The following is a 23,650-nucleotide window of genomic DNA, read 5'->3' on the forward strand; positions in this document are numbered from 1 at the left end:
GGCATTCTAGGCAGCCGGCACGCAGGCCGACCGACATGGCCCGCCGCATCACTTTCCCGCGCGCACCGGCATGAAGGAAGTCTCTTGCGCCCGCCCTGCCAAATGCAGCGCGGCCGTCGCCGCCGGTGTTTCTGCCACCACCTTGCCCGCGCGAAAAACCTTCGACCGTGTGGCCCGCAGCCGGATCGCTTCGACCGGATCGCGCGCCTGCAGCAGCACGAAGCTCGCGTCGCAGCCCGGCTCGAGCCCGTAGCCCTCCAGATGCATCACTTTCGCCGCGTTGTACGTCACTGCGTCGAAGCAACTGCGGATGCCGGCCTGGCTTGTCATCTGCGCCACGTGCAGGCCCATGTGCGCCACTTCGAGCATGTCGCCCGAGCCCATGCCGTACCAGGGATCCATCACGCAGTCGTGGCCGAAGGCGACGTTCACGCCGGCGGCCATCAGCTCGGGCACGCGCGTCATGCCGCGCCGCTTGGGGTAGGTGTCGTGGCGGCCCTGCAGCGTGATGTTGATGAGTGGATTGGCGATCACGCTCACGCCGCTTTGCGCGATCAGCGGCAGCAGCTTGCTCACGTAGTAGTTGTCCATGCTGTGCATGGAAGTGCAGTGAGAGCCGGTCACGCGGCCGTGCAGGCCGAGGCGCTGCGCCTCGAAGGCCAGCGTTTCGATGTGGCGCGAGAGCGGGTCGTCGGACTCGTCGCAGTGCATGTCGACCAGCTTGCCGCGTTCGGCCGCGATCTCGCAGAGCAGCTTCACGCTCGCGGCGCCGTCGGCCATGGTGCGCTCGAAGTGCGGAATGCCGCCGACCACGTCCACGCCCTTGTCGAGCGCGCGCTTCAGGTTGTCGACGCCTCCCGGCGAACGCAGCACACCATCCTGCGGAAAGGCCACGAGCTGCAGATCAAGGTAGGGCGCGACCAGGCGCTTGACTTCGAGCAGCGCATCGACGGCCAGCAGGCTCGCATCGCTGGTGTCGACGTGCGTGCGGATCGCCAGCAAGCCCTTGGCTACGGCCCAGTCGCAATACGCAAGTGCGCGCTCGATCAGCGCTTCGGCTTTCAGCAGCGGCTTGAGCTCGCCCCAGAGTGCGATGCCTTCGAGCAGGGTGCCGCTTTGGTTGACGCGCGGCAGGCCGTAGCTCAGCGTCGCGTCCATGTGGAAGTGCGGATCGACGAAATGCGGCGACACCAGCAGGCCGCCAGCGTCCAGCGTTTCGTGGGCGGGGGCGGTCAAGCCCTCGGTGACTTCCGCGATGCGGCCGTCCTGTACCGCGATCGACATGTCGCCGCGGCCGTCGGGCAGCGTGGCGTGGGTGACAAGAAGGTCAAGCATGATTGCGTTCCATTTCCGGGAACACCGCGGAACCGGCTTTGCCGGGCCGCTGGTGTTGCCCCCGGTCGGGGGTTGGCGAAGCGACACGAAGTGCGCGAAGACTGGGGGCGAGCAACATCATCTTTCGCCCTTGCGGTAAGGCTTCATCAGCGCCTGCGGATAGGCCGCCTTGCGCGCCACCAGCACCAGCGCCAGGATCGACAGCAGGTAGGGCAGCATCAGGTAGATCTGGTAGGGCAGCAGGGCGTCGCCCGATTGTTGCAGGCGCAGTTGCAGCGCGTCGAAAAACGCGAACAGCAGCGCGCCCAGCAGCGCCTTGCCGGGCCGCCAGGACGCGAACACCACCAGCGCCACGCAGATCCAGCCGCGGCCGTTGACCATGTTGAAGAAGAAGGCGTTGAAGGCCGAGAGCGTGAGGAACGACCCCGCCACGCCCATCAGCGCCGAGCCGGCCACGATCGCGCCGGTGCGCGTGCCGACCACCGACACACCCTGGCCTTCGGCCGCCTGCGGGTTCTCGCCGACCATGCGCACCGCCAGGCCGAGCGGCGTGCGGTACAGCACCCATCCGATCAGCGGAACCAGCAGCAGCGCGAGCAGCGTGAGCGCGGTCTGCGCGTTGAGCACAGGGATCGGCAGCCAGTCCATCGGCGCGAACGGTGTGATGGTCGGCGGCGTGTTGACCTTCGGAAAGCTCACGCGGTAGCCGTAGTAGCTCAGCGAGGTCGCCAGCAGCGTGATGCCGAGCCCTGACACGTGCTGCGAAAGCGCGAGCCCGACCGTGAGCCAGGCATGGAGCAACCCGAACGCGGCACCGGTGAGCGCCGCCACGCCGACGCCCACCCAGAGCGGTGCACCGGCATATACCGCGAGCCAGCCGGTGAAGGCGCCCGCGACCATGATGCCTTCGATGCCGAGGTTCAGCACGCCCGCGCGTTCGCACAGCAACACGCCGAGCGTGCCGAAGATCAGCGGCGTCGCGATGCGCAGCACCGCGACCCAGAAGGCCGGGTTGGCGAGGATGTCGAGCAGGTCGCTCATTTCCAGCGTACGCGGTACTGGGCCAGCAGCATGGCCACCAGCACGGAGATCAGCGAGGTCGCGACGATCACGTCGGCGATGTAGGTCGGCACGCTGACGGCGCGGCTCATGCTGTCGGCCCCTACCAGCACGCCCGCCACGAACACGCTCGCGGCCACCACGCCGAGCGGATGCAGGCCGGCGAGCATCGCGATCACGATGCCGCTGTACCCATAGCCCGGTGACATGTCGAGCGTCACGTAGCTGGTGCGGCCGGCCACCTCGATCGCACCGGCCAGGCCGGCCAGCGCGCCCGACAGCAGGGCCACCGCGACCACTGTGCGCGTGGTGCTGACGCCGGCAAAGGCCGCGGCGCGTGGATTGGCGCCGACGGCCCGGATGTCGAAGCCCAGCACCGTGTGCTTGAGCAGTGCCCACACGCCGGCCGACAACACCATGGCCCACAGCAGACCCGTGTGCACGCGCGTCTGCGCGACGAGCTTGCCGAGCTCCAGGTCGCCCTGGAGCGCCACGCTTTGCGGCCAGCCCATGGCCGACGGGTCTTTCATCGGCCCGTCGAGCAGCGCGCCGACGCCCAGCAGCACGATGAAGTTGAACAGCAGCGTGGTCACGACCTCGTCGACGCCCAGCTTCGCCTTCATCAACGCCGGGCCGAGCAGGAGCAGCGCGCCGGCCAGTGCGGCGGCGGCCATCATCAGCGGGAAAAGCAGCCACGGCGACAGCGCGAAGCCAGTGCCGCCGTGCATGCCGCCGACCGCGATCGCCGCCAGCGCGCCAGCATAGAGCTGGCCTTCGGCACCGATGTTGAACAGCCGCGCCCTGAAAGCCACGGCCGCCGACAAGCCGGTGAGCGTGAGCGGAATGGCGCGCGTGAGCGTCTCGCTGAGCGCGAACACCGAGCCGAAGCCGCCCTTGAGCAGCAGGCCATAGGTCTGCGCCACCGGCTGCCCGGCCCAGAGCACCAGCAGCGCGGTGATCGCCAGCGTGAACAGCACCGCGCCGAAAGGTGCGAACACCAGGGCGGCGCGTGAGACGGCAGGGCGCTTCTCGAGCCTCATACCGTGGCCTCGTCCTTCACGCCGGCCATGGCCAGGCCGATCGTCTCGCGCGTCCACCCGGCGGCCGCGCGGGGGTCGCCCAGGTGCCCGCCATGCATCACGGCGATGCGGTCGCCCAGCACCATTACTTCGTCGAGATCGTCCGAAATGAGCAGCACCGCAGCGCCGGCGTCGCGCGCCGCGATCAGTTGTTGCTGCACGTAGGCCACGGCACCGATGTCGAGGCCCCAGGTGGGCTGGTGCGCCACGATGAGCCGCGGCGTCGCGGCCGTGCCATCGGGTGCGAGCAGCGCGCGGCCCAGGATCAGCTTCTGCATGTTGCCGCCCGACAGCGAGCGCGCCGCGGCGTCGAGCCCGCCGCCGCGCACGTCGAAAGCCTTCACGATGCGCTGCGCCTGCACCCGCGCGGCGGCACGCCGAACCAGCGGGCCGAAACGGAACGCGGGGCCGCGCAGCCGCTCCGACACGGCGTTCTCCCAGAGCGGAAGATCGCCCACCACGCCAACCGCGTGCCGGTCTTCAGGGATGCGCGCCACGCCTTGCTGCACCAGCCAGGCCGGCGATGCGCGCAGGGGCGCGTCGAGGAGCCGCACCGTGCCTGCCGCGGCACGGCGGGTGCCGCACAGCAGTTCGGCCAGCGCCACCTGGCCATTGCCCGACACGCCCGCGATTGCCACGATTTCTCCGGCGTTGAGCGTGAGCGACACGCCGCGCAGCGCATCGCGTGAATCGCCCCCGCATCGCACGTCGTCCAGCACGCAGACCGCCGCACCGACGCGCTGCGCCGGGTGCCGCGCGGGCGGCTTCACCGCATGGCCGACCATCGCATTCGCCAGTTGCGCCTGCGTGGTGCCGGCTGCCGGCACTTCGGCCACCAGCCTGCCGCCGCGCAGCACAACGATGCGGTGCGACACGCGCAACACCTCGCCGAGCTTGTGGCTGATGAAGATGATCGACAGGCCGCCGCTCACCATCTGCGCCAGCGTGTCGAACAGCGCCTCGCTTTCCTGCGGCGTCAGCACCGCGGTCGGCTCGTCGAGGATCAGGATCCGCGCGCCGCGGTACAGCGCCTTGAGGATCTCGACGCGTTGCCGTTCACCGACTGAGAGCGTGCCGACCCTGGCCTCCGGCACCACGGGCAGGCCGAAGCGCTGCGCCACCTCGAGCAGCTTGCTGCGAGCCTCGGTGCGTCGCGTGAACGGTTGCCACAGCGGCTCGCTGCCCATCATCACGTTGTCGAGCACCGTGAGGTTGTCGGCCAGCGTGAAGTGCTGGTGCACCATGCCGATGCCGGCGGCCAGCGCGGCCTTAGGGTTGCCGGGCGCGAGTGGCGCGCCGAAGACCTCGATGTCGCCCTCGTCGGCGCGGTAGTGGCCGAACAGGATCGACATCAGCGTCGATTTGCCGGCGCCGTTTTCGCCGAGCAGGGCCAGCACCTCGCCGCGCGCGAGGGTCAACGAAATCGCGTCGTTGGCAACGAGAGGGCCGAAGCGCTTGGTGATGCCGTGGAGGCGCAGCACCGGGGCTTCGGCGGGGGTCATTTCCAGGCCGAAAGAAAGGCCAGCAGCACCTTCGCCGAGTTGTCCGCCGCGATGCCCATGAAGGTGCCCATCTCGTTCTCGCCGTCACCGCCGCCGGCGAGGTCGCTGAGCGAGCGGAATGCGATGTACGGCACGCCGTTGCTGTAGGCGACCATGCCAACCGCGGCGGTTTCCATGTCGAGCACGTTGGCCTGGAAGGTCTTGAAGGTGTATTCGCGGAACGCCTTGTTGTCCATGAAAGCCTGGCCCGAAACGCCATTGCCCCCGATTACCAGTTGCGGCTTGCGCGGCAGGCACTTCCCGGCACTGCAGTTGGCGAGGTCGACGTTGCGGATGCCGCGCGCCACGTCGAGCATCTTCGGGTCGGCCTCGAACCAGAACTTGCGCGTGATCTGCGGGTTGGCGGCCGAGCGGACCTCGACCGGGCGCGGGTGCATCATGCCGAAGGCGGGCAGCGTCGCATCCGTGATGAAAGGCGGGGCGGTGTAGCGGCCCGGCGCCGTTTCGCGCGCCATCAGCACCTCGAGGTACTGGCCCCATTGCGCCGGCACCGTCACGTCGCCCACGTGCAATTGCGGGTTGACGCCGCCGGCGATGCCGCTGAACACGATGTGGCTGACCTTGAAACGGTCGAGCGCCAGTTGCGTGTTCATGGTCGCATTGGTCATGCTGATGCCCGAGAGGAACAGCACGACCGGCTTGCCCGCGAGCGAGCCGGTGGTGAACTCGTTGCCATTGACGCTGTACTTGCGCGCGTCCTGCAGCTTCGACGACAGCAGCACGATCTCGGGCTGGAAGGCCGAGATGACGGCGATGCGCGGCGTCTCGTCGAGTCGCACCGCGCTGCCCGGAGCGGGCAGGCCCGCACACCCGGCGAGGCCGGCGGCCAGAGCGCAGGCCGCGAGGAGGGAACGCCAGCGCATCATTTCGCGGTCGACTTCGGTTGGCTGTCGTCGACCTTGACCGTGACCTTGCCGCTCAGGATGTCGGCTTCCTTGGCCTTGACCTTGGCGACGATCGGTGCCGGCACCTTGGCCTCGAAGGTGCCGAGCGGGGCAAGCTCCGAGCCCTTGTGCTTCATCATCGAATACGGGCCGTAGTCCTCGGCGGTGAACTTTCCTTCCCGGGCGAGCTTGATGGCACGGTCGGCCGAGGGCTCGAAGTTCCAGAGAGCCGAGGCCACCACCGTGTCGGGGTACTGGGCCTGCGTGTTGATCACGTTGCCGATCGCGAGCTTGCCCTTTTCCTTGGCCGCATCGCTCACGCCGAAGCGCTCGGCGTACATCACGTCGGCACCCTTGTCGATCATGGCGAAGGCGGCTTCCTTGGCCTTCGGCGGGTCGAACCAGCTGTTGATGAAGCTCACGCTGAACTCGACCTTCGGGTTGGTCTCTTTCGCGCCGGCCATGAAGGCGTTCATGAGACGGTTCACTTCGGGAATCGGGAAGCCGCCGACCATGCCGATACGGTTGGTCTTGGTCATGCCGCCGGCGATCATGCCGGTCAGGTAGGCGGGCTCCTGGATGTAGTTGTCGAACACGCTGAGGTTCGGCGCCTGCGGCTTGCCTGACGAGCCGAGCAGGAATGAGGTCTTGGGAAAATCCTTCGCCACCTTGCGCGCCGCCGCTTCCACCGCGAAGGCTTCGCCCACGATGAGCTGGCTGCCGCCGGTCGCGTACTCGCGCATCACGCGCTCGTAGTCGGCGTTGGTGACGTTCTCGCTGGCCTTGTATTCGATCTCGCCGCGCGCCTCGGCCGCCTTCAGTGCCTTGTGCAGGCGGCTGACCCACTGCTGCTCGAAGGGCACGGTGTAAACACCCGCCACCTTGAGCTTGGCGGCCTGCGCCAGCGCAAAGCCGGGCAAAGCCGAGGCGGTCAGGGCAGCCGCGATGGCTACGGAACGGACGATCAATTGGCGGCGTTGCTGGGACATGTCGGGTTCTCCTCGTTGAAGTCGGTGGTATTGGATTTCGGGCGGACGTTTCGGGCGGACGGTCAGGCGTCGCAGACCGCCGCGGACAGCAGTCGCTTCATCGGGATGCCGTGCGCGAAGCACCAGTGGTCGACGAAGGTGCTGGACGCATGGATGCGGTGGATCTCGGCGCAGCGGCCCAGCGTGAACCAGTCGTGCAGCGCCGATTCGATAGCGGGCCGGGCCCGGTCGTCGTCGTGCTCGGGGCGTTGTAGCGCGCTGCGGATCACGGCCGACGAGAGCCCTGGCAATTCGGTGTCGCTGGCCAGGAACACGGTGGCGGTTTCGGTCAGCGTGTTGACGGCCATCGTTGCCAGCATTAGGTCGCACTCGATCTCCGGATGGTGCGTGCGGACGTGCACGCCGATCGTGCCGGGCGGCAGCGGCTGGCCGCCTTCGCGCAGTTGCAGCCGCGAAGGCTGGCTGCCCTGTACGACCGTGCCGCTCCAGTGCCAATGCCAGGCCAGCAACTCGTGCTCGGCCACGCCCTCATGCTGCGGGTGATGGTCGGCCGTGCCGAGCAGTGCCGGCTGGATGTTCGGAAACAGCCAGATGTATTCGCCCTCCGCATCGGTGAGCTGGAGCGCTTCGGGGTTGAGGAACAGGTCGTCCGGCCGCAGCGCGCCCGTGGCGCGCCAGCGCAGCGGCCGGCCTGACACCTGCGCGGCCCAGGCGGCGTTGACGCAGTTGCCGATACCGCCGCGCGCTTCGATCGGCCTCGTCATCGCTTACTTGGTTCCGAAGATGCGGTCGCCCGCATCGCCGAGACCGGGCAGGATGTAGCCGTGGCTGTTGAGTTCGCGGTCGATCGCGGCGGTGTAGATCGGCACGTCGGGGTGTGCCGTCTGCAGCGTCTTGATGCCTTCGGGACAGGCCAGCAGGCAGACGAACTTGATCGACTTCGGTGCCAGCTCCTTCAGTCGCTCGACCGCCGCCACGGCCGAATTGCCGGTTGCCAGCATGGGGTCGACCACGATGATGTCGCGATCCTGCATTTCGCCCGGCATCTTGAAGTAGTACTCGACCGCGGTCAGTGTCTTGGGGTCGCGGTACAGGCCGATGTGGCCGACACGCGCGCCCGGCACCACCGAAAGCATGCCTTCGAGGATGCCATTGCCGGCGCGCAGGATCGACACCAGCACCAGCTTCTTGCCATCGATCACCCGGCCGGTCATGGTTTCGAGCGGGGTCTCGATCTCGATGTCCTGCATCGGCATGTCGCGCGTGACCTCGTAGGCCATCAGCATGCTGAGCTCGTTGAGCAGGCGGCGAAAGCTGTTGGTCGACGCGTCCTTGCGCCGCATCAGGGTGAGTTTGTGCTGAACCAGCGGATGGTCGACCAGGTGGACGTTGCTCATTTCGGGAAGTCTTTGTCGTTATGGATACGTGAAGCCTAGCCTAGAAGACGGTGCCATCGCTTTCGATGCGCAGCGGTGGCGAACCGTCACGCAAGCGCTGTGCCAGTGCCCGCCCGGCGGCCCATGTGCCGCCTTCGAGCACGCAGGCGAGCGGCATGTCTTCGGCGCTGCGATTCAGTACCTTGCGCACGCGCGGTGCGATTTCGTCGAGCAGCGCCACCGTGAGGGCGCGCCATTCGACGATGAACTCGTCGTTGACCTTCCAGCTGCGCGCCATCAGTGCGGCGTCCCTCGGCACGATCACGCCGCTGTCGATGAACAGGCCGCCATTGCGGTACTCGGGCAGGCCGGTGAGTTCGTCGAGCCCGCTCACCCGCACGCCGGCCCATTCGAAGGGCTCCAGCAGCGAGTAGGTGAGCCACTGCGAGAGCTTGTGGAACGGCATCCAGCCGTTGGTGAGGCCCGGCCCCGCAACGGCGCTGTGGCGCCAGCAGTCGCCGAGCGCAAAGGCCGGGTCGCTGGAGGCGATGCCGCCGGGCATGTCGCTGCCATCGGCCGCGATGCTGTCGACCGCGTTGGCCGCGGGCCAGATGCGCGAGAGCGAATCGAGCAGCAGCGACAGGATCTGGTGCGCCGTGACTTCCGCCGTGGGGGGCGCAGCGGGCCCGTAGGGCCCGACCAGCGCATCGAAAAGGCCGCCGGGCCGGCCGGCGCCGGTTTCGCCGAACACCTCGGGCTGGTCGGCCATCGCTTCGCCGAGCCGGCGCAGCAGCATGGCGCGGCCGGCCAGGCCGATGAGCGGGTTGCTCTCGCTGACCTGGAACGCATCGCCGAGCCGGTCGGTGATGAGGCCACGCAGCCCGGCCGCGTCGACCCGCAGCGGATGGTTGGGATCCGACGAAAACAGCCCGCTGGTGAACGCATGGAAGCTCGCCACGCCCAACCCCTCGGAGCGGGTGAAGCGCTGGCCGCTGGCCGATTCGAAGTAGTGCCAGTTCGGGCCGGCCCCGGCGTCGAGCAGCACGCTGACCAGCACCAGGTCGATGCGCGCGCGGGCGCGTTCGCGTTCATGGATGTCGCTGCCGAGCAGCGCGTCGAGTTGCTTGCGGCGGTCGATGCCGCCGGCCTCGAAGTGGCGCCAGCGGCTGTGGTACGGAATCGGCCCCCAGGTGTAGCGATCGCTCGTGACCTCGGCCACGGTGCGCGCCGTGTCTTCGATCGCCGCGTCGTCGCCGACGGTGAACCATTTCGATTCGCCACGGCGCGCCCGCGCGAGCAGCGCATGGGCCCGCGCACGCACCTCGGCGGTGGTGCGCAAGACGGCGGCAGCGCCTGCCGGATGGGCGGTGTCGGCGACCAGCTCGATCGCCGGGTCGATGTCGCGATGGGTGCCTGCATTCATTCCGCGAGGCCCCGTCCCTTGGCCTTCTTGAGCTCTTCGGCGTCGGGCACGAGGCCCGGCGTGAAGTAGCCTGCCGCCATCTTGGCGTCCATCTCGACGCGCGCGTCGGCCGGGATCAGGTCGTCGGGGATGTTCACGCGCTCGCCGATCTCGATGCCGGAGCCGGTGATGGCGTCGTACTTGAGATTGCTCATCGACACCAGGCGGTGGATCTTGCGGATGCCGAGCCAGTGGAACACGTCGGGCATCAGCTCCTGGAAGCGCATGTCCTGCACGCCCGCCACGCACTCGGTACGTGCGAAATACTGGTCGGCCGTGTCGCCGCCGACCTGCCGCTTGCGCGCGTTGTAGACCAGGAACTTGGTGACCTCGCCCAGCGCGCGGCCTTCCTTGCGCGAGTAGGCCACCAGCCCGACGCCGCCGCGCTGCGCGCCCATGATGCATTCCTCGATCGCGTGGGTGAGGTAGGGCCGGCAAGTGCAGATGTCGGAGCCGAACACGTCGGAGCCGTTGCACTCGTCGTGAATGCGCGCGGTGAGTTCAACCTTGGGGTTCGCCAGGTCGGCCGGGTTGCCGAAGATGTAAACGGTCTGCCCGCCGATCGGCGGCAGAAACACTTCCAGGTCGGAGCGCGTGACCAGTTCGGGGTACATGCCGCCGGTTTCCTCGAACAGCACGCGCCGCAGGTCGGTCTCGGAGCACTTGAAGCGCCGGGCCACCTCGGGCAGATACCACACGGGTTCGAGCGCCGCCTTGGTCACGACCGCCGCGCCGTTTGCGGTCAGGAACTTGCCGTCGGCCTTGAGCCGGCCCGACTGCAGCGCCTCGATCACCTCGGGCAGGATCACATGGGCCTTGGTGACGGCGATGGTCGGGCGGATGTCGTAGCCGGCCGCGAGTTCGTTCGCGAACACGTTGGCGATGGTCGCTCCCCACGGGTCGAGCGACACGATCTTGCCGGGCTCGCTCCACTGCGGGTACGGGCCGATGATGTCGGTCGGCGAGGTGTTGGTGAGGTCGGCCTTGTGCTGCGGATCCAGCGCACCGGCCGCGACCGCGAGCGCGCGGTACACGCTGTACGAGCCGCTGTGCGTGCCGATCACGTTGCGGTGCGCGCGCTTCGTGGTGGTGCCGATCACGGGGCCGCGCTCGGTCGCGGTGGCCGCGCCCCAGTGGATCGGCAGCGCGCCGAACCCGCCCGCATGCGAGGTCAGCCGGATGTGGCGCGGCGCGGCAGCGACCGCAGGAGCATAGACCGGGGGGATCGACACCAGCTCGGCCACTACGAGGGCTTCGGTGGGCGAGGGCGGGGGTGTGGGGGCGGCGGGCTGGGCAGGGGTGGCGGACGAAGAAGTCGAAACGGTGTCAACAGACATTGCAGTCCCTCAAAAACAGCAATGTAGCGACCGACCTCCCGGCTGGCAAGCCAGCATTGGACTGGATGGCTGCGCGCGAACCCCTGCCGGTTACAGCACACTGCACAATCCGCCGGATTTCCTTTTCTCAACAAGGCTGTAACCGCTCGACCCGATGGCACGAATAACAGCAGGGAGCCCGATGCAGGGCAACGATGCCGAAGTCATGTTGCGCGGCCTGTTCCTGCGCGGCCTCGACGGCGACGCTGCCGCATACCACCAGTTCCTGCAGAAGCTCAGCGCGCACCTGCGCGCTTTTCTGGGCAAGCGCCTGTTCGGCTGGCCCGATGAAGTGGAAGACCTCGTCCAGGAATGTTTGCTCGCGATGCACAACCAGCGCCACACCTATCAGCCGGACCAGCCGTTGACGGCCTGGGTGCAGGCGATTGCGCGCTACAAGATGATCGATCTGTTGCGTTCCAAGTCGGTGCGCGAGGCGCTGCACGACCCGCTCGAGGACGACCTGGCCGTGTTCGCCGAGTCCAACACCGACGCCAGCGATGCGAAGCGTGACCTGGCGGGCCTGCTCGAAACCCTGCCCGATCGCCAACGCCTGCCGATCGTGCACGTCAAGCTGCAAGGCCTGTCGGTGGCCGAGACGGCGTCGGTGACGGGCATGTCGGAGTCGGCGGTCAAGGTCGGCATCCACCGCGGGCTCAAGACGCTGGCCGCCCGCATCCGGAGCAATGCACCATGAAAACCGACGATCTGGTGGCCTTGCTGGCCGCCGACACAATGCCGGCGCCCCGACGCGCCGCATCGCGCCGCATCGCCATCGCACTGCTGGTGGGTTTGCCGCTGGCGGCACTCATCATGCAACTGGAGTACGGCGTGCGGCGCGACCTGGTGCAGGCGATGTTCTGGCCCATGTTCTGGGTCAAGCTGTTGGTGCCGGGCACCATCGCGGTGGCGGGCTTCGTCGCGTTGCAGCGGCTCGCCCGGCCCGGCGTCAGGCTGCGCCTCGGCTGGCTCGGCCTGGTGCTGCCGGTGCTGCTGCTGTGGACGTTGGCCGTGGTCAGCTACATCCTGGCACCCGAATCGCAGCGGCCCGACTTGGTCTGGGGCCAGACCTGGCGCACCTGCGCCATGAACATCGGGATTATTTCGCTACCGATTTTTGCCGCGGCACTGGTGGCGCTCAAGAGCCTGGCGCCGACGCAGCCGGCGCTGGCGGGCGCCTGTGCCGGCGCGCTCGCGGGGGCGGCCGCGGCCGCCGTCTACGCCTTTCACTGCATCGAGCTGGCGGCACCGTTCCTGGCGATCTGGTATGTGATCGGGATGTCGCTGCCTGTGATCGCCGGCGCCTTGCTCGGCCCGCGCCTGCTGCGGTGGTGAGCGCGGCTCAGCGCTTTTTCGAACCGAAGATCCCGCCCAGCACGCCGCGCAGGATCTCCTTGCCGACGCTGGTGCCCACTGTGCGCACGGCCGACTTGGCCATGGTTTGCACCAGGCCGTCGCGCTTTCCGCCGCGCGGGCCGGTGCTGCCGAACAGCAGGTCGTTCAGGCCGCCCATCATCCCGCCCGATTCTTCGGCTGGCGCCGCACCGGGCTTGCCGCCTGCGACCACCGGCGGCGCGCCGGGTGCGGACTCGGCGCGGCCCTTGAGCTTCTCGTAGGCCGACTCGCGGTCCACTGTCTTTTCGTAGACGCCCGCCACCAGCGAGTTGGCGATCAGCGCCTGGCGCTGGGCCGGCGTGATCGGCCCGATCTGGCTGCCCGGCGGCACCACGAACACGCGTTCGGTCACGCTCGGGCGGCCCTTGGCGTCCAGCAGGCTGACCAGCGCCTCGCCCACGGCCAGTTCGGTGATGGCCGCCTCGATATCGAGACCGGGTTTGGGGCGCATGGTGGTGGCGGTCGCCTTGACCGCCTTCTGGTCGCGCGGCGTGAAGGCGCGCAGCGCGTGCTGCACACGGTTGCCTAGCTGGGCCAGCACCGTGTCGGGAATGTCAAGCGGGTTCTGCGTCACGAAATACACGCCTACGCCCTTGGAGCGCACCAGCCGCACCACGAGTTCGATGCGCTCGACCAGCGCCTTGGGCGCCTCGTTGAACAGCAGGTGGGCCTCGTCGAAGAAGAACACGAGCTTGGGCTGCTCGGGGTCGCCGATTTCGGGCAGTTGCTCGAACAACTCCGACAGCAGCCAGAGCAGGAAGGTCGCGTAAAGGCGCGGCGAGTTCATGAGCTTGTCGGCGGTCAGGATGTTGATCACGCCCTTGCCGCCCACGGTCTGCATGAAGTCGGCGATGTTCAGCATCGGCTCGCCGAAGAACTTGTCGCCACCCTGGGTTTCGATCTGCAGCAGGCCGCGCTGGATCGCACCGACGCTGGCCGCGCTGATGTTGCCGTACTGCGTGGTGAACTGGCTGCCGTTCTCGCCCACGTACTGCAGCATCGCGCGCAGGTCTTTCAGGTCGAGCAGCAGCAGGCCGTTGTCGTCGGCGATCTTGAACACGATGTTCAGCACGCCGGCCTGCGTCTCGTTCAGATCGAGCATGCGGCCCAGCAGCAGCGGGCCCATGTCGGAAACCGTGGCTCGCACCGGGTGCCCTTGTTCGCCGAACACGTCCCACAATGTGACCGGGCAGGCCAGCGGGGCAGGGGCCTCGATGCCGCGCTCCTTGAGCACCGCAGCCATCTTGTCGCCGATGCTGCCGGACTGGCTGATGCCGGTGAGATCGCCCTTGACGTCGGCCAGGAACACCGGCACGCCGATCTTCGACAGCTGCTCCGCGATTGTCTGCAGGCTCACGGTCTTGCCGGTGCCAGTGGCGCCGGTGATCAGGCCGTGGCGGTTGGTCAGGCCCGGCAGCAAGAAGCATTCGGTGGTGTCGTGTCGTGCAATCAGCAGGGGGGCGGCCATGGGTGCTCCGGGGGCATTTGGATGCGGCAGTCTATCCAAGCTGCCCTCCTATAATTGGCCGCCCCTCGCGAAAAGTTCCCGAAATCGTTCCCGGAGTTTGCTTTGTCATCGACCGCCTCGTCTTCCATGCCCGCCACCGGCGATCCGTCCATGCAAACCCCGCTCGAAACCGAGTTGGCGGTGCTGCTGGTACAGGCCCTCAACCTCGAGATCGCGCCGGCCGACATCGACCCCGCGGCACCGCTGTATGGCGAAGGCCTGGGGCTCGACTCGATCGACATCCTCGAAGTCGCGCTCGAAGTGTCGCGCGCCTATGGCTTCCAGTTGCGCTCGGACGACGAGCGCAACCAGCAGATCTTCGAATCGCTGCGCAGTCTCGCGACCCACGTCGCCCAGAACCGCGGCGCTGTCTGAGCCGCTCCGCATGACGCGATGGCGCCTGGTGATCATGCTGCTCGGAGGCGCTGCGTATGCAGGGCTTTCGCACTGGATGATGTTGTTCCATGCGACAGAGCCCTGGGCCGTGGCTGTTCTGCTGGTGCCGCTCTGGCTGACCGCGCTCGGCCTGGCCGGCGCGCGTTTCGGCCGCTGGGCCTTGCTGATCGTGGCCGCCGCGGGCGCTGGCCTGCTGTGGCTGGTGATGCGGGGCGAGGCCGGTGACCCGAATCGGCTCTACGTATTGCAGCACGTGGGCATCAATGCGCTGTTGTGCGGCTGGTTCGGGAGCACCTTGCGCGGCGACGGGCTCTCGCTGATCGGCCAGTTCGCCGAGCGCGTGCACGCCATCGGGCCCGGCCAGCGGCGCTATACGCATCAGGTGACGGTGGCCTGGACGCTGTACTTCGCAGTGGTCGTTGTCGCCTCGATCGTGGTCTACCTCACCCTGCCGTTCGCGGCCTGGTCGCTGCTGTCCAACGTCGTGACGCCGATCGGCGTCACGGCGCTGTTCGTCGGCGAGCACTTCATGCGCTACCGCCTGCACCCCGAGTTCGAGCGCGTGCGCATGATCGACGCGGTGCGCGCCTTCTCCGGCGCGCCGATCGATCGCAGCGCGCGGCGATGAACGCAAGGCTGAACCGCCCATCCGCCCCTGTGCTGCCGTTGCTGGGTGCGCGCGACCTCGACGCACCGCTGGCCTGGCGGGCTGGCACCGCCATTTCAGCGCGGCAGTACCTGGCCGATGTGGCGCTGCTCGCAACCCGGTTGCCCGCGGCCGGCCCGGTGCTCAATCTCTGCGTTGACCGTTATGCCTTCGCGGTGGGCCTGGGTGCCGCCTTGTCGAGCGGTTTGCCCAGCCTGCTGCCGCCCGATGCACGCCCCGACACGCTGGCACGGCTGCGCGAAGGCAACCCCGATGTGTTTGCGGTGGCCGACGACCGGCAATTTCAATCGCACGGCATGCCGGTGGTGTGGATTGACCCGCGCCAGCATGCCGACCTGGTCGGTGCCCCGGGCATGCCCGATTTCGACGCCGCCGCGCATGCAGTGAGCCTGCTGACTTCGGGCTCGACCGGCTTGCCGCAGCCCCATGCCAAGACCTGGCAGACGCTGGTCGGCGATGTCGCGGCCGCAGTGCCGCGTCTGGCCGAGTTGATGCAGTTGCCGTCGCTGGCCGGGCTGAACCTTGTGACCACGGTGCCGGTGCAGCACAGCTACGGGCTCGAATCGTCGGTGCTGCTGGCGCTTCTGGGCGGCGCGGCGTTCGACAGCGGACGCCCGTTCTTTCCGGCCGACGTGGCGGCGGCGCTGGCGGCCGTGCCGCGCCCGCGCGCACTGGTCACCACGCCGTTCCATCTGAAGAACCTGCTGCTCGCTGGCATCGCATTGCCGCCGGTGGATCTGATCCTCTCGGCGACGGCGCCGCTGTCGCCGCAGCTCGCCGCGCAGGCCGAGCAGGCCATGGGCGCGGTGCTGCTCGAAATCTACGGCAGCACCGAGTCGGGCCAGGTCGCTTCGCGCCGCACCACCGCCAGCGAGGTCTGGCACACCTTTGGTGACGTGCAGGTGGTGGCCGAGCGCGACGCCGGCGGCGAAGAGCGCTTTGTGTTCAGCGGCGATTTCGTGCCGCAGCCGACGCCGATGGCCGACGTACTGGAGCTCATCGACGCCCGGCACTTCCGCCTGTTCGGACGGGCCAACGACCTGATTCACGTGGCCGGCCGGCGCAGCTCGCTCGGGCATCTCAACTACCACCTCAACAGCGTCGCCGGCGTGCTCGATGGCGCGTTCTGGTTGCCCGACGACGTGACAGACGGCGTGGTGCGGCCGGTGGCCTTCGTGGTCGCCCCTTCGCTCGGTGCCGGCGACATCATTGCGGCCTTGCGCCAGCGGCTGGAGCCGGTGTTCGTGCCGCGCCGCGTGGTTCAGGTGGCCGCGCTGCCGCGCGAAGGCACCGGCAAGCTCACCGTGCGCGCGTTGCGCGAGTTCGCGCTGGCGCAGCTCGCGGTCGACGGCACCGCGGTGCAGGCCACGCGCGAGGTGCCGCACGACCATCCTTCATTCGCGGGCCATTTTCCGGGTCAGCCGCTGGTGCCCGGCGCCCTGTTGCTGTCCGAGGTGCTCGAAGCCGTGCAGGGTGTGCCGGCACTGGTCGCGCGGCTCGGTGCCCGACCTACGCTCGCGGTGGCCAAGTTCCTCGCGCCCGTGCGGCCCGGCAGCACACTGTTGATCGAGCTGCAACCCGAGGCCGGCGCCGCGCGCGGCGTGCGCTTCGAGGTGCGATGCGGCGAACAGGTGGCCGTCAGCGGACGCTGGACCGCAGGCGCGGAGGGCGACGCATGAACCACAGCCAGCCCGAAACGCGCGCGCTCGACGATGCGGCCAAGCGTCCGGCCGACTGGTCGCGTACACCCGAGCGCAGCAACCTGCTTGCACTGCGTCTGATCTGCTGGATCGCAATCAAGTGCGGACGCCGCGTCGCGCGCCTGGTGCTGCATCCGATCAGCCTCTACTTTTTGCTGTTTTCGCCGACCCCGCGGCGCAATATCAAGCGCTACCTGTTCCGCGCCATCGGCCCCGGAGCCGGTTGGGGCGACGGCTACCGCCTGCTGCACGCCTTCGCTTCCACGGTGCTTGACCGCGTGTACTTCCTGCGCGGCCGGCTCGACATGTTCGATGTGCGGGTGGTCGGCAACGAAGCGGTAGAAGCCGAGGCGCTGAGCGGGCGCGGCGCCTTCCTGCTGGGTGCGCACATGGGCAGTTTCGAGGCGCTGGGTGCCTGCAAATTCCAGAGCCCCGACCATCCGAGGCTGCGCGCCGCGATGCTGATGTTCCCGGACAACGCGCGCCAGATCAACGCGGTGCTCGACGCCATCAGCCTGCCCGAGCGTCGCCCGCACGTGATCGCGCTGGGCCGCTCGCATTCGATGCTGGCATTGCGGGACTGGCTCGACACCGGCGGCATGGCCGGCCTGCTGGTCGACCGCACGCTGCCCGGGCAGGAGAGCGAAGCCGCCGGCCAGCGCGGCAATTCGCTCGAGCTGCCGTTTCTGGGGCACCCGGCCACATTCAACGATGGCCCGTTCCGCCTTGCCGCGCTGCTGCGCCGCAAGGTGTTCTTCATGGCCGGCCTCTATGTGGGCGGCGCCCGCTACGACGTGCTGTTCGAGCCGCTGGCCGACTTCACCGATCGCATCAGCGATCCGGTCGAGCGGGAACGCCGCATCCGCGCAGCGGTCGAAGACTATGTGGCGCGGCTCGACGCGCTGTGCCGCAAGTACCCTTACAACTGGTTCAATTTCCATGATTTCTGGCTTGAAGATGCGCATTGACCGTTTGCTGCGCCCGCTGTTGCTGGCGCTGCTGTGTGCGGCCGCGCCGGCTTGGGCCTTCGATCTGGGCGAGCTCATGGGCCTGCTGGCCAAGCAGAAGCAGGGCGAGGGCACCTTCACCGAACAACGCTTCGTGCGCGGCCTCGACGGCCCGCTGTACGCGAGCGGCACGCTGAGCTTCACCGCGCCGGATCAGATGACGCGCCGCACGCTGTCGCCGCGGCCCGAGTCGATGGTGGTCGACGGCAACAACCTCACGCTGACGCGCGGTGGCCGCAGCCGCAACATGACGCTCGACAGCATGCCCGAGCTGCTCGGCATGGTGGAGGCGATGCGCGGCACGCTCAGCGGCAACGGCCCGATGCTGCAGCGCTATTTCCGCAGCACGCTCAGGGGCAGCAAGGACAACTGGACACTCGATCTCCAACCGGTCGACGAGCGGCTGGCGGCGCAGGTCACCTCGATGCGTCTCAGCGGCCGGGCCGGCGAAGTGCTTGGCGTCGAGATGGAGTTCCGAGGTGGCGACCGCTCGGTGATGACCATCGTGCCGGTTAGATGAGCTCCCCCCCAGGCTACCGGCACTTCGTGTCCGTCCGCCAACCCCCTGCCGGGGGCGGGCCGGCCGCTTCGGGCGGCCGGGCGCGGCGGCCCCCGCGAAGGGGGGGACACCCATGAGCACTGGCGCGCCTCGCTCGCGCCGGGCGCTGGTGTTGCTGGTATGGCTGGCCGCGCTGCTGGCCGGCGTCGCCGTCATCTCGCGCACCCATTTCAGCGCCGACCTCACGGCCTTTCTGCCGGCCAGCCCGGACGCGCGCCAGCGCGTGCTGATCGAGCAACTGCAGACCGGCGTGGCCTCGCGTACGCTGATGATCGGCATCGAAGGCGGCAAAGACGCCGCGCAGCGTGCCGACGTGTCGCGTGCGCTCGGCAAGGCGATGCGGGCGAGCGGCCTCTTCGACCAGGTGCAGAACGGCGACAACAGCGACTGGCAGGAGGCCGGCAGCTTCGTGCTCGACCACCGCTACCAGCTCGCGCCCGACATCACGCCCGAGCGCTTCACCGTGCAGGGCTTGCGCGACGCGATCGGCGACACGCTCTCGATGCTGGGCACCCCGGCCGGCAACATCGTCAAGCCGCTGCTCGAACGCGACCCGACCGGCGAAACGCAGCGCATCGCCGAAGGGCTGATCCCGGCCAGTTCGCCGCGCACGGAGCAGGGCGTCTGGGTGTCGCGCGATGCGCCGCGCGCGATGCTGCTGGCCGGCACCAAGGCGTCGGGCAGTGACCTCGATGCGCAGGCCATCGCGATTGCGCGCGTGCAGACCGAGTTCGCCAAGGCCACCCAGGCGCTCGGCGCCGACGCACCCAAACTGCTGATGAGCGGCGCTCCGGTGTTCTCGGTGACGAGCCGCGACCAGATCAAGGGCGAGGCCATCCAGCTTGCGACGATCGGCGGCATCGTGATGAGCGGCCTGCTGCTGCTGGCCTTCGCCTCGCCGCGGGCGCTGGTCATCGCCGTGCTGCCGGTGGCCACCGGCGTGGTGGGCGGCACGACTGCGGTGGCGCTGGTGTTCGGCGAGGTGCACGGGCTCACCATGGGCTTCGGCAGCACGCTGATCGGCGAAACCATCGACTACGCCATCTACTACCTGATCCAGGCACGCGGCGCGGCGGTGCCCGGCACCGGCTGGCAGCGCTGGCGCGACCTCAACTGGCCGACGGTGCGGCTTGGCTTGCTGACGTCGGTGTGCGGCTTCGCGGCTCTGGTGTTCTCGGGCTTTCCGGGGCTGGCGCAGCTCGGCGTATTCTCGATCGCCGGGCTGGTCGCGGCCGCCGTGGCGACGCGCTACGGATTGCCGGTGCTGGCGCCCGACGGTGCCACCGGCATGGGCATGCGGGGCCTGATGGCCAAGGTTGCCGGGTCCATCGTGCGCGGCCTGCCGCGGCTGCGCTGGGTGTTCGCGGTGCTCGGCCTCGGCGCGGCGGGGCTGGTGGCCTGGCAGGGCGGCACGCTCTGGCGTGCCAACCTGTCGGCCATGAGCCCGATCAAGCAGGCGGCGAGCGACCTCGACGCCAAGCTGCGTGACGACATCGGTGCCAGCGACGGCCGCACGCTGGTGGTGATCCAGGCGCCGGACGAGCAGGCCGTGCTGCGCGCCACCGAGGCTGCCGGCGCGCGGCTCGAGGCACTGGTCGAACGCGGCGAACTGAGCGGCTACGAAACCGTGACGCGCATGCTGCCGAGCATCGAGGCGCAGCGCCAGCGCATCGCGAGCCTGCCGGACGCAGCCACCCTGCGCACCCGGCTGGCCGAGGCCACCGCGGGCGGGCCGTTGCCGGCGGCGCGGCTCGAGCCCTTCATCGCCGATGTGGAGAAAGCGCGCACGCTGCAACCGATCACGCGCGCCGACCTGGCCGACGGCCCGCTCGGCGCCGTGATCAACGCGCTGATGTACGAGCGCCCGGGCGGCGGCTGGTCGGCCCTGATTGCGCTGCACACCGGCGACAAGTTCGATCCCGTGCGGCTCGCAGCGGCACTGTCGCCGATGCCCGAGGTGCAGGTGGTCGACGTCAAGCACGAACTCGACAGCCTCTACACGCGCTACCTGCACGAGGCCTTCGTGCAGGTGATGCTGGGTGCGCTGGCGGTGGTGGTGCTGCTGGGCCTTTACCTGCGCTCGGGGCGCCGCTTGCTGGCCGTGTGCCAGCCGCTGGCGCTGGCGGTGCTGCTCACGCTCGGCGGCATGGCGCTGCTGAACGTGCCGCTCGGCATACTGCACCTGGTCGGCTTGCTGCTGATCGTGGCGGTCGGCTCCAACTACGCGCTGTTCTTCGACCAGCTGCAGGAGACCGGCCGGGCCGACGAGGACACGCTGGCCTCGCTGATGCTGGCCAACCTCACGACCGTGGTGTCGTTCGGGTTGATCGCGATTTCGGACATTCCGGCGCTGTCGGCGATCGGCCGCGTCGTGGCGCCGGGCGCGCTGCTGGCGCTGTTGCTGTCGGCCGCCTTCGTGCGCCGCAGAGTGGCTGAGTTGCAAGCAAAATAGCCATCGATGTCTTCCACTGTTCCTTCCGCTCCCGCGCTGCCGACCTCCTGGCCGATGCCACCGATCATGCGTGCCAGCGTCGGCCTGCATCTGGCCGCACTGGGTGCCGCGTTGCTGATCCCCGGCGCCGTGCCATGGGCGATCGGCGCGGTGGTGCTCAACCATGCGCTCATCACCGGTGCCGGGCTGACGCCACGCAGCCATTTGCTCGGGCCGAACGTCACGCGCCTGCCGCAGCCGGCCATCGACCGCCGCGAAGTCGCGCTGACCATCGACGATGGCCCCGATCCGGAGGTGACGCCCCAGGTGCTCGACCTGCTCGATGCCGCCGGCCAGCGCGCCACTTTTTTCTGCATTGCCGAGCGGGTGGCGGCCCATCCCGCGCTGGCGCGCGCCATCGTCGCGCGCGGCCACAGCATCCAGAACCACACGGCGAAACATCGCCACAATTTTTCGTTTCTGGGGCCGCGCGGCTATGCGGCCGAGATCGCGCGCGCGCAAGACATGCTCACCGACATCACGGGGACGCGTCCGACTTGCTTTCGCGCGCCGGCCGGCCTGCGCAACCCGTTCCTCGCACCGGTGCTGCACCGGCTCGGGCTCACGCTCGTGAGCTGGACGCGGCGCGGCTTCGACACGCGTGAGCGGGAGCCGGCCAAGGTGCTGATGCGGCTCGCGAAAGGGCTCGCCGCTGGCGACATCCTGCTGCTTCATGACGGCAATGCGGCACGCACCGTGGGCGGAAAGCCGGTGGTGCTCGAAGTGCTGCCGCTGCTGTTGCAGCAAATCGAACGCGCGAATCTGCGCACCGTCACCTTGCCCGAAGGCCTCGCGGCATGAGCGCTGCAATCCACACCGATGCCGCCTGGCGGCAGCTTCATGACGCGGCCTCGGCGCCTTACCAGAAAGCCGGCCAGTTCACCTACCACTTCGCGCGAGGCAAGCTCGGGCGCGACCCGGTGTTTCGCGGTCTGGTGGAGCGCGGGCTGATCGGCGCCGAACGGCGCAGGGTGGTCGATATCGGCTGCGGCCAGGGGCTGTTTGCCAGCCTGCTGTCGTCGATGGCCGCGATGCAGGTAAAGGGGCAATGGCCCGCCGGTTGGGCCGCGACGCCGCCAGTGGCCGACTACACCGGCATCGAACTGATGCCGCGCGACGTGGCGCGCGCCGAGTCGTCCATCGGGCACTTGCAGCCGACGCCGCGTTTTGTCTGCGCCGACATGTGCGAGGCAGCGCTGCCGGCCAGCGACCTGGTGGTGATCCTCGACGTGTTGCACTACGTCGATCTCGATGCGCAGGAAGGCGTGCTGCGCCGGGTTCACGATGCATTGGCGCCCGGCAGCGGCCGCCTGCTGCTGCGCGTGGGCGATGCGGCCAGCCGGCGCGGCTTCGCGATCAGTCAATGGGTGGATCGTACCGTCACGCGCATCCGCGGCCACAAGGTGTCGCCGACCTGGGGCCGCACCTTGCAGGAATGGACTTCGCTCCTGCAGCGGCTTGGCTTCACCGTGCAGAGCATCCCGATGAGCGAAGGCACGCCGTTCGCCAACGTGCTGCTGGTCGCGGATCGCAAGCCATGAGCGCGCCGGTGGCCGCACCGCAAACCATGGATCGGGAAGGCATCGCTGCGCGCATTCCGCACAGCGGCACCATGTGCCTGCTCGAGCGGCTCGAAAGCTGGGATGTCGACACGATCCACTGCACCACCACGAGCCATCTGCAGCCGGGCAACCCGCTGCGCACGGCCGGCGGCCTGATGGCACCGAACGCGATCGAGTACGCCGCGCAGGCGATGGCGCTGCATGGCGGGTTGCTCGCTGCGCCAGACGCGCCGCCCTCGGCCGGATTCCTGGCTACGGCGCGCAATGTGCGTTTTGCCATCTCCCGGCTCGACGAAGTGCAGGGCGCGCTGCAGGTGCGTGCCAGGCGCCTGTCGGGCGACGCGCGCCAGGTGCTCTACGAGTTCAACCTGACGGATATGAATGGCGCCGCGCTGGCCGATGGCCGAGCGGTGGTCGTGCTCAACACCCCTTTGCCGTGACATGACGACTGCAGCCACAAACCTTTCGGGCAAGCGCGCCCTGATCACCGGCGCCAGCGGTTCGCTCGGCGCTGCGATCGCGCAACGCCTCGCGCATGACGGCGCCACGGTACTGCTTCATGCCAGCACCCGGCCCGACGCGGTCGAGCAGCTCGCTGCCGTCATCCGGGCGGCAGGCGGTACTGCCGAGTGCCATGTGTTCGATCTGCGCAGCGACGAGGCCACGGCCGCCGGTTGCGCTGCGATGCTGCAGGGCGGGCCGGTTCAGATCATCGTCAACAACGCCGGGGTGCACGACGACGCGGTGTTGCCGGGCATGCGGGCCGAGCAGTGGCACAAGGTGATCGACGTTTCGCTCAACGGCTTCTTCCGCGTCACCCAGCCGCTGCTGCTGCCGATGCTGCGCACGCGCTGGGGCCGGATCCTGAATATTTCGTCGGTCGCGTCGTTGATGGGCAACAAGGGTCAGGTCAATTACGCCGCGGCCAAGGGCGCGCTCAACAGCGCGACCAAGGCGCTGTCGCTCGAGGTGGCCGCGCGCGGCGTCACGGTCAACGCCATCGCGCCGGGCATCATCGCCTCGCCGATGGCCGATGCGGCGTTCGATCCGGCCATGATCCAGCAGATGGTGCCGGTGAAGCGGGCCGGCACGCCGGATGAGGTGGCTGCGCTGGCGGGGTTTCTCGCCAGCCATGAAGCCGCCTACATCACGGGGCAGGTTATTTCCATCAATGGCGGGATGATTTAGGCGGCGTGCTGGGGCAGCGGGGCACCGGGGCGCTGGGATGCGCGGGGGTGCGTCGG

23 protein-coding genes are annotated in these 23,650 nt (G+C 68.7%); 12 read left to right on the forward strand and 11 right to left on the reverse strand.

Translation table 11 applies throughout. The annotated features are described in order from the left end of the window. Nucleotides 1-48: 48 nt before the first annotated feature. The 10 genes from ACSFA8_RS13870 to ACSFA8_RS13915 form a co-directional block, all read right to left on the reverse strand. A complete protein-coding gene (locus ACSFA8_RS13870; RefSeq protein WP_435480089.1) occupies nucleotides 49-1,335 on the reverse strand; it encodes an amidohydrolase family protein in 1,287 nt (428 codons plus the stop codon). Nucleotides 1,336-1,452: 117 nt separating this feature from the next. Continuing rightward, nucleotides 1,453-2,376 (reverse strand): ABC transporter permease, encoded by a 924-nt coding sequence (locus ACSFA8_RS13875; RefSeq protein ID WP_435480090.1) that lies wholly within the window; start codon nucleotides 2,374-2,376, stop codon nucleotides 1,453-1,455. Further along, nucleotides 2,373-3,434, reverse strand: a complete 1,062-nt coding sequence (locus tag ACSFA8_RS13880) for an ABC transporter permease (protein ID WP_435480091.1) — start codon at nucleotides 3,432-3,434, stop codon at nucleotides 2,373-2,375. Before ACSFA8_RS13880 ends, ACSFA8_RS13875 begins: the two co-directional genes overlap by 4 nt. Continuing rightward, entirely contained in the window at nucleotides 3,431-4,975 is a 1,545-nt protein-coding gene (locus ACSFA8_RS13885) for an ABC transporter ATP-binding protein (RefSeq protein ID WP_435480092.1), read from the reverse strand. Before ACSFA8_RS13885 ends, ACSFA8_RS13880 begins: the two co-directional genes overlap by 4 nt. Continuing rightward, nucleotides 4,972-5,901 carry a 5'-methylthioadenosine/S-adenosylhomocysteine nucleosidase gene (locus ACSFA8_RS13890; protein WP_435480093.1) on the reverse strand — a complete coding sequence of 310 codons (930 nt, stop codon included), beginning with the start codon at nucleotides 5,899-5,901 and terminating at the stop codon, nucleotides 4,972-4,974. The genes ACSFA8_RS13885 and ACSFA8_RS13890 overlap by 4 nt, the downstream gene beginning before the upstream one ends. Further along, nucleotides 5,898-6,908, reverse strand: coding sequence for a BMP family protein (locus tag ACSFA8_RS13895; protein WP_286543807.1), 1,011 nt, complete (start codon nucleotides 6,906-6,908; stop codon nucleotides 5,898-5,900). The genes ACSFA8_RS13890 and ACSFA8_RS13895 overlap by 4 nt, the downstream gene beginning before the upstream one ends. Nucleotides 6,909-6,970: 62 nt before the next feature. Beyond that, the gene (locus ACSFA8_RS13900) at nucleotides 6,971-7,672 is read right to left on the reverse strand and encodes an O-fucosyltransferase family protein (RefSeq protein WP_435480094.1); all 702 of its coding nucleotides are present in this window, start codon (nucleotides 7,670-7,672) and stop codon (nucleotides 6,971-6,973) included. Nucleotides 7,673-7,675: 3 nt separating this feature from the next. After that, a complete protein-coding gene (upp, locus tag ACSFA8_RS13905; RefSeq protein WP_435480095.1) occupies nucleotides 7,676-8,305 on the reverse strand; it encodes a uracil phosphoribosyltransferase in 630 nt (209 codons plus the stop codon). Between the two features lie 40 nt (nucleotides 8,306-8,345). Next, complete coding sequence (locus ACSFA8_RS13910) at nucleotides 8,346-9,707, reverse strand: URC4/urg3 family protein (protein WP_435480096.1); 1,362 nt, start codon at nucleotides 9,705-9,707, stop codon at nucleotides 8,346-8,348. Beyond that, a complete protein-coding gene (locus ACSFA8_RS13915; protein WP_435480097.1) occupies nucleotides 9,704-11,083 on the reverse strand; it encodes a GTP cyclohydrolase II in 1,380 nt (459 codons plus the stop codon). The genes ACSFA8_RS13910 and ACSFA8_RS13915 overlap by 4 nt, the downstream gene beginning before the upstream one ends. Before the next feature lie 154 nt (nucleotides 11,084-11,237). On the opposite strand from ACSFA8_RS13915, the gene ACSFA8_RS13920 reads away from it, so the two are divergent. Then, nucleotides 11,238-11,819, forward strand: coding sequence for a sigma-70 family RNA polymerase sigma factor (locus ACSFA8_RS13920; RefSeq protein WP_435480098.1), 582 nt, complete (start codon nucleotides 11,238-11,240; stop codon nucleotides 11,817-11,819). Continuing rightward, a complete protein-coding gene (locus tag ACSFA8_RS13925; protein ID WP_435480099.1) occupies nucleotides 11,816-12,457 on the forward strand; it encodes an NrsF family protein in 642 nt (213 codons plus the stop codon). Before ACSFA8_RS13920 ends, ACSFA8_RS13925 begins: the two co-directional genes overlap by 4 nt. A 7-nt stretch (nucleotides 12,458-12,464) precedes the next feature. Here the strand turns inward: ACSFA8_RS13925 and ACSFA8_RS13930 are convergent, their stop codons facing one another. Continuing rightward, nucleotides 12,465-13,985: a helicase HerA-like domain-containing protein gene (locus ACSFA8_RS13930; RefSeq protein ID WP_435480100.1), complete on the reverse strand. Its 1,521-nt coding sequence runs from the start codon at nucleotides 13,983-13,985 to the stop codon at nucleotides 12,465-12,467. 102 nt (nucleotides 13,986-14,087) lie between these two features. Between ACSFA8_RS13930 and ACSFA8_RS13935 the strand changes: the two genes are divergently transcribed. The 10 genes from ACSFA8_RS13935 (at nucleotide 14,088) to fabG (ending at nucleotide 23,594) form a co-directional block, all read left to right on the forward strand. After that, complete coding sequence (locus ACSFA8_RS13935; RefSeq protein WP_286543829.1) at nucleotides 14,088-14,399, forward strand: phosphopantetheine-binding protein; 312 nt, start codon at nucleotides 14,088-14,090, stop codon at nucleotides 14,397-14,399. A 10-nt stretch (nucleotides 14,400-14,409) separates the two neighbouring features. After that, nucleotides 14,410-15,048, forward strand: a complete 639-nt coding sequence (locus ACSFA8_RS13940) for a COG4648 family protein (RefSeq protein ID WP_435480101.1) — start codon at nucleotides 14,410-14,412, stop codon at nucleotides 15,046-15,048. Then, nucleotides 15,045-16,766 carry an ApeI family dehydratase gene (locus ACSFA8_RS13945; protein WP_435480102.1) on the forward strand — a complete coding sequence of 574 codons (1,722 nt, stop codon included), beginning with the start codon at nucleotides 15,045-15,047 and terminating at the stop codon, nucleotides 16,764-16,766. Before ACSFA8_RS13940 ends, ACSFA8_RS13945 begins: the two co-directional genes overlap by 4 nt. Further along, nucleotides 16,763-17,755 (forward strand): acyl-CoA synthetase, encoded by a 993-nt coding sequence (locus tag ACSFA8_RS13950; protein ID WP_435480103.1) that lies wholly within the window; start codon nucleotides 16,763-16,765, stop codon nucleotides 17,753-17,755. The genes ACSFA8_RS13945 and ACSFA8_RS13950 overlap by 4 nt, the downstream gene beginning before the upstream one ends. Continuing rightward, complete coding sequence (locus ACSFA8_RS13955) at nucleotides 17,745-18,314, forward strand: LolA-related protein (RefSeq protein ID WP_435480219.1); 570 nt, start codon at nucleotides 17,745-17,747, stop codon at nucleotides 18,312-18,314. The genes ACSFA8_RS13950 and ACSFA8_RS13955 overlap by 11 nt, the downstream gene beginning before the upstream one ends. A 112-nt stretch (nucleotides 18,315-18,426) precedes the next feature. After that, complete coding sequence (locus ACSFA8_RS13960) at nucleotides 18,427-20,805, forward strand: MMPL family transporter (RefSeq protein ID WP_435480104.1); 2,379 nt, start codon at nucleotides 18,427-18,429, stop codon at nucleotides 20,803-20,805. 6 nt (nucleotides 20,806-20,811) lie between these two features. Beyond that, entirely contained in the window at nucleotides 20,812-21,645 is an 834-nt protein-coding gene (locus ACSFA8_RS13965) for a polysaccharide deacetylase family protein (protein ID WP_435480105.1), read from the forward strand. Further along, nucleotides 21,642-22,385 carry a class I SAM-dependent methyltransferase gene (locus ACSFA8_RS13970; protein ID WP_435480106.1) on the forward strand — a complete coding sequence of 248 codons (744 nt, stop codon included), beginning with the start codon at nucleotides 21,642-21,644 and terminating at the stop codon, nucleotides 22,383-22,385. Before ACSFA8_RS13965 ends, ACSFA8_RS13970 begins: the two co-directional genes overlap by 4 nt. After that, a complete protein-coding gene (locus tag ACSFA8_RS13975) occupies nucleotides 22,382-22,846 on the forward strand; it encodes an ApeP family dehydratase (RefSeq protein WP_435480107.1) in 465 nt (154 codons plus the stop codon). The genes ACSFA8_RS13970 and ACSFA8_RS13975 overlap by 4 nt, the downstream gene beginning before the upstream one ends. Nucleotide 22,847: 1 nt before the next feature. After that, nucleotides 22,848-23,594 (forward strand): 3-oxoacyl-ACP reductase FabG, encoded by a 747-nt coding sequence (fabG, locus tag ACSFA8_RS13980; RefSeq protein ID WP_435480108.1) that lies wholly within the window; start codon nucleotides 22,848-22,850, stop codon nucleotides 23,592-23,594. The last annotated feature ends 56 nt before the right edge of the window (nucleotides 23,595-23,650 follow it).

Origin of the sequence: Variovorax nitratireducens (assembly GCF_051216545.1) — a bacterium.
GTDB lineage: Bacteria > Pseudomonadota > Gammaproteobacteria > Burkholderiales > Burkholderiaceae_C > Variovorax.

Bases quoted from the DNA above. Each gene is read 5' to 3' on its own strand.
- ACSFA8_RS13930 (WP_435480100.1), bottom strand. From the start codon at position 13,985: ATGGCCGCCCCCCTGCTGATTGCACGACACGACACCACCGAATGCTTC.
- ACSFA8_RS13885 (WP_435480092.1), bottom strand. From the start codon at position 4,975: ATGACCCCCGCCGAAGCCCCGGTGCTGCGCCTCCACGGCATCACCAAG.
- ACSFA8_RS13910 (WP_435480096.1), bottom strand. From the start codon at position 9,707: ATGAATGCAGGCACCCATCGCGACATCGACCCGGCGATCGAGCTGGTC.
- upp (WP_435480095.1), bottom strand. From the start codon at position 8,305: ATGAGCAACGTCCACCTGGTCGACCATCCGCTGGTTCAGCACAAACTC.
- ACSFA8_RS13945 (WP_435480102.1), top strand. From the start codon at position 15,045: ATGAACGCAAGGCTGAACCGCCCATCCGCCCCTGTGCTGCCGTTGCTG.
- ACSFA8_RS13875 (WP_435480090.1), bottom strand. From the start codon at position 2,376: ATGAGCGACCTGCTCGACATCCTCGCCAACCCGGCCTTCTGGGTCGCG.
- ACSFA8_RS13940 (WP_435480101.1), top strand. From the start codon at position 14,410: ATGACGCGATGGCGCCTGGTGATCATGCTGCTCGGAGGCGCTGCGTAT.
- ACSFA8_RS13970 (WP_435480106.1), top strand. From the start codon at position 21,642: ATGAGCGCTGCAATCCACACCGATGCCGCCTGGCGGCAGCTTCATGAC.
- ACSFA8_RS13960 (WP_435480104.1), top strand. From the start codon at position 18,427: ATGAGCACTGGCGCGCCTCGCTCGCGCCGGGCGCTGGTGTTGCTGGTA.
- ACSFA8_RS13975 (WP_435480107.1), top strand. From the start codon at position 22,382: ATGAGCGCGCCGGTGGCCGCACCGCAAACCATGGATCGGGAAGGCATC.
- ACSFA8_RS13890 (WP_435480093.1), bottom strand. From the start codon at position 5,901: ATGATGCGCTGGCGTTCCCTCCTCGCGGCCTGCGCTCTGGCCGCCGGC.
- ACSFA8_RS13950 (WP_435480103.1), top strand. From the start codon at position 16,763: ATGAACCACAGCCAGCCCGAAACGCGCGCGCTCGACGATGCGGCCAAG.
- ACSFA8_RS13955 (WP_435480219.1), top strand. From the start codon at position 17,745: ATGCGCATTGACCGTTTGCTGCGCCCGCTGTTGCTGGCGCTGCTGTGT.
- ACSFA8_RS13895 (WP_286543807.1), bottom strand. From the start codon at position 6,908: ATGTCCCAGCAACGCCGCCAATTGATCGTCCGTTCCGTAGCCATCGCG.
- ACSFA8_RS13925 (WP_435480099.1), top strand. From the start codon at position 11,816: ATGAAAACCGACGATCTGGTGGCCTTGCTGGCCGCCGACACAATGCCG.
- ACSFA8_RS13900 (WP_435480094.1), bottom strand. From the start codon at position 7,672: ATGACGAGGCCGATCGAAGCGCGCGGCGGTATCGGCAACTGCGTCAAC.
- ACSFA8_RS13915 (WP_435480097.1), bottom strand. From the start codon at position 11,083: ATGTCTGTTGACACCGTTTCGACTTCTTCGTCCGCCACCCCTGCCCAG.
- ACSFA8_RS13965 (WP_435480105.1), top strand. From the start codon at position 20,812: ATGTCTTCCACTGTTCCTTCCGCTCCCGCGCTGCCGACCTCCTGGCCG.
- ACSFA8_RS13870 (WP_435480089.1), bottom strand. From the start codon at position 1,335: ATGCTTGACCTTCTTGTCACCCACGCCACGCTGCCCGACGGCCGCGGC.
- ACSFA8_RS13920 (WP_435480098.1), top strand. From the start codon at position 11,238: ATGGCACGAATAACAGCAGGGAGCCCGATGCAGGGCAACGATGCCGAA.
- ACSFA8_RS13880 (WP_435480091.1), bottom strand. From the start codon at position 3,434: ATGAGGCTCGAGAAGCGCCCTGCCGTCTCACGCGCCGCCCTGGTGTTC.
- fabG (WP_435480108.1), top strand. From the start codon at position 22,848: ATGACGACTGCAGCCACAAACCTTTCGGGCAAGCGCGCCCTGATCACC.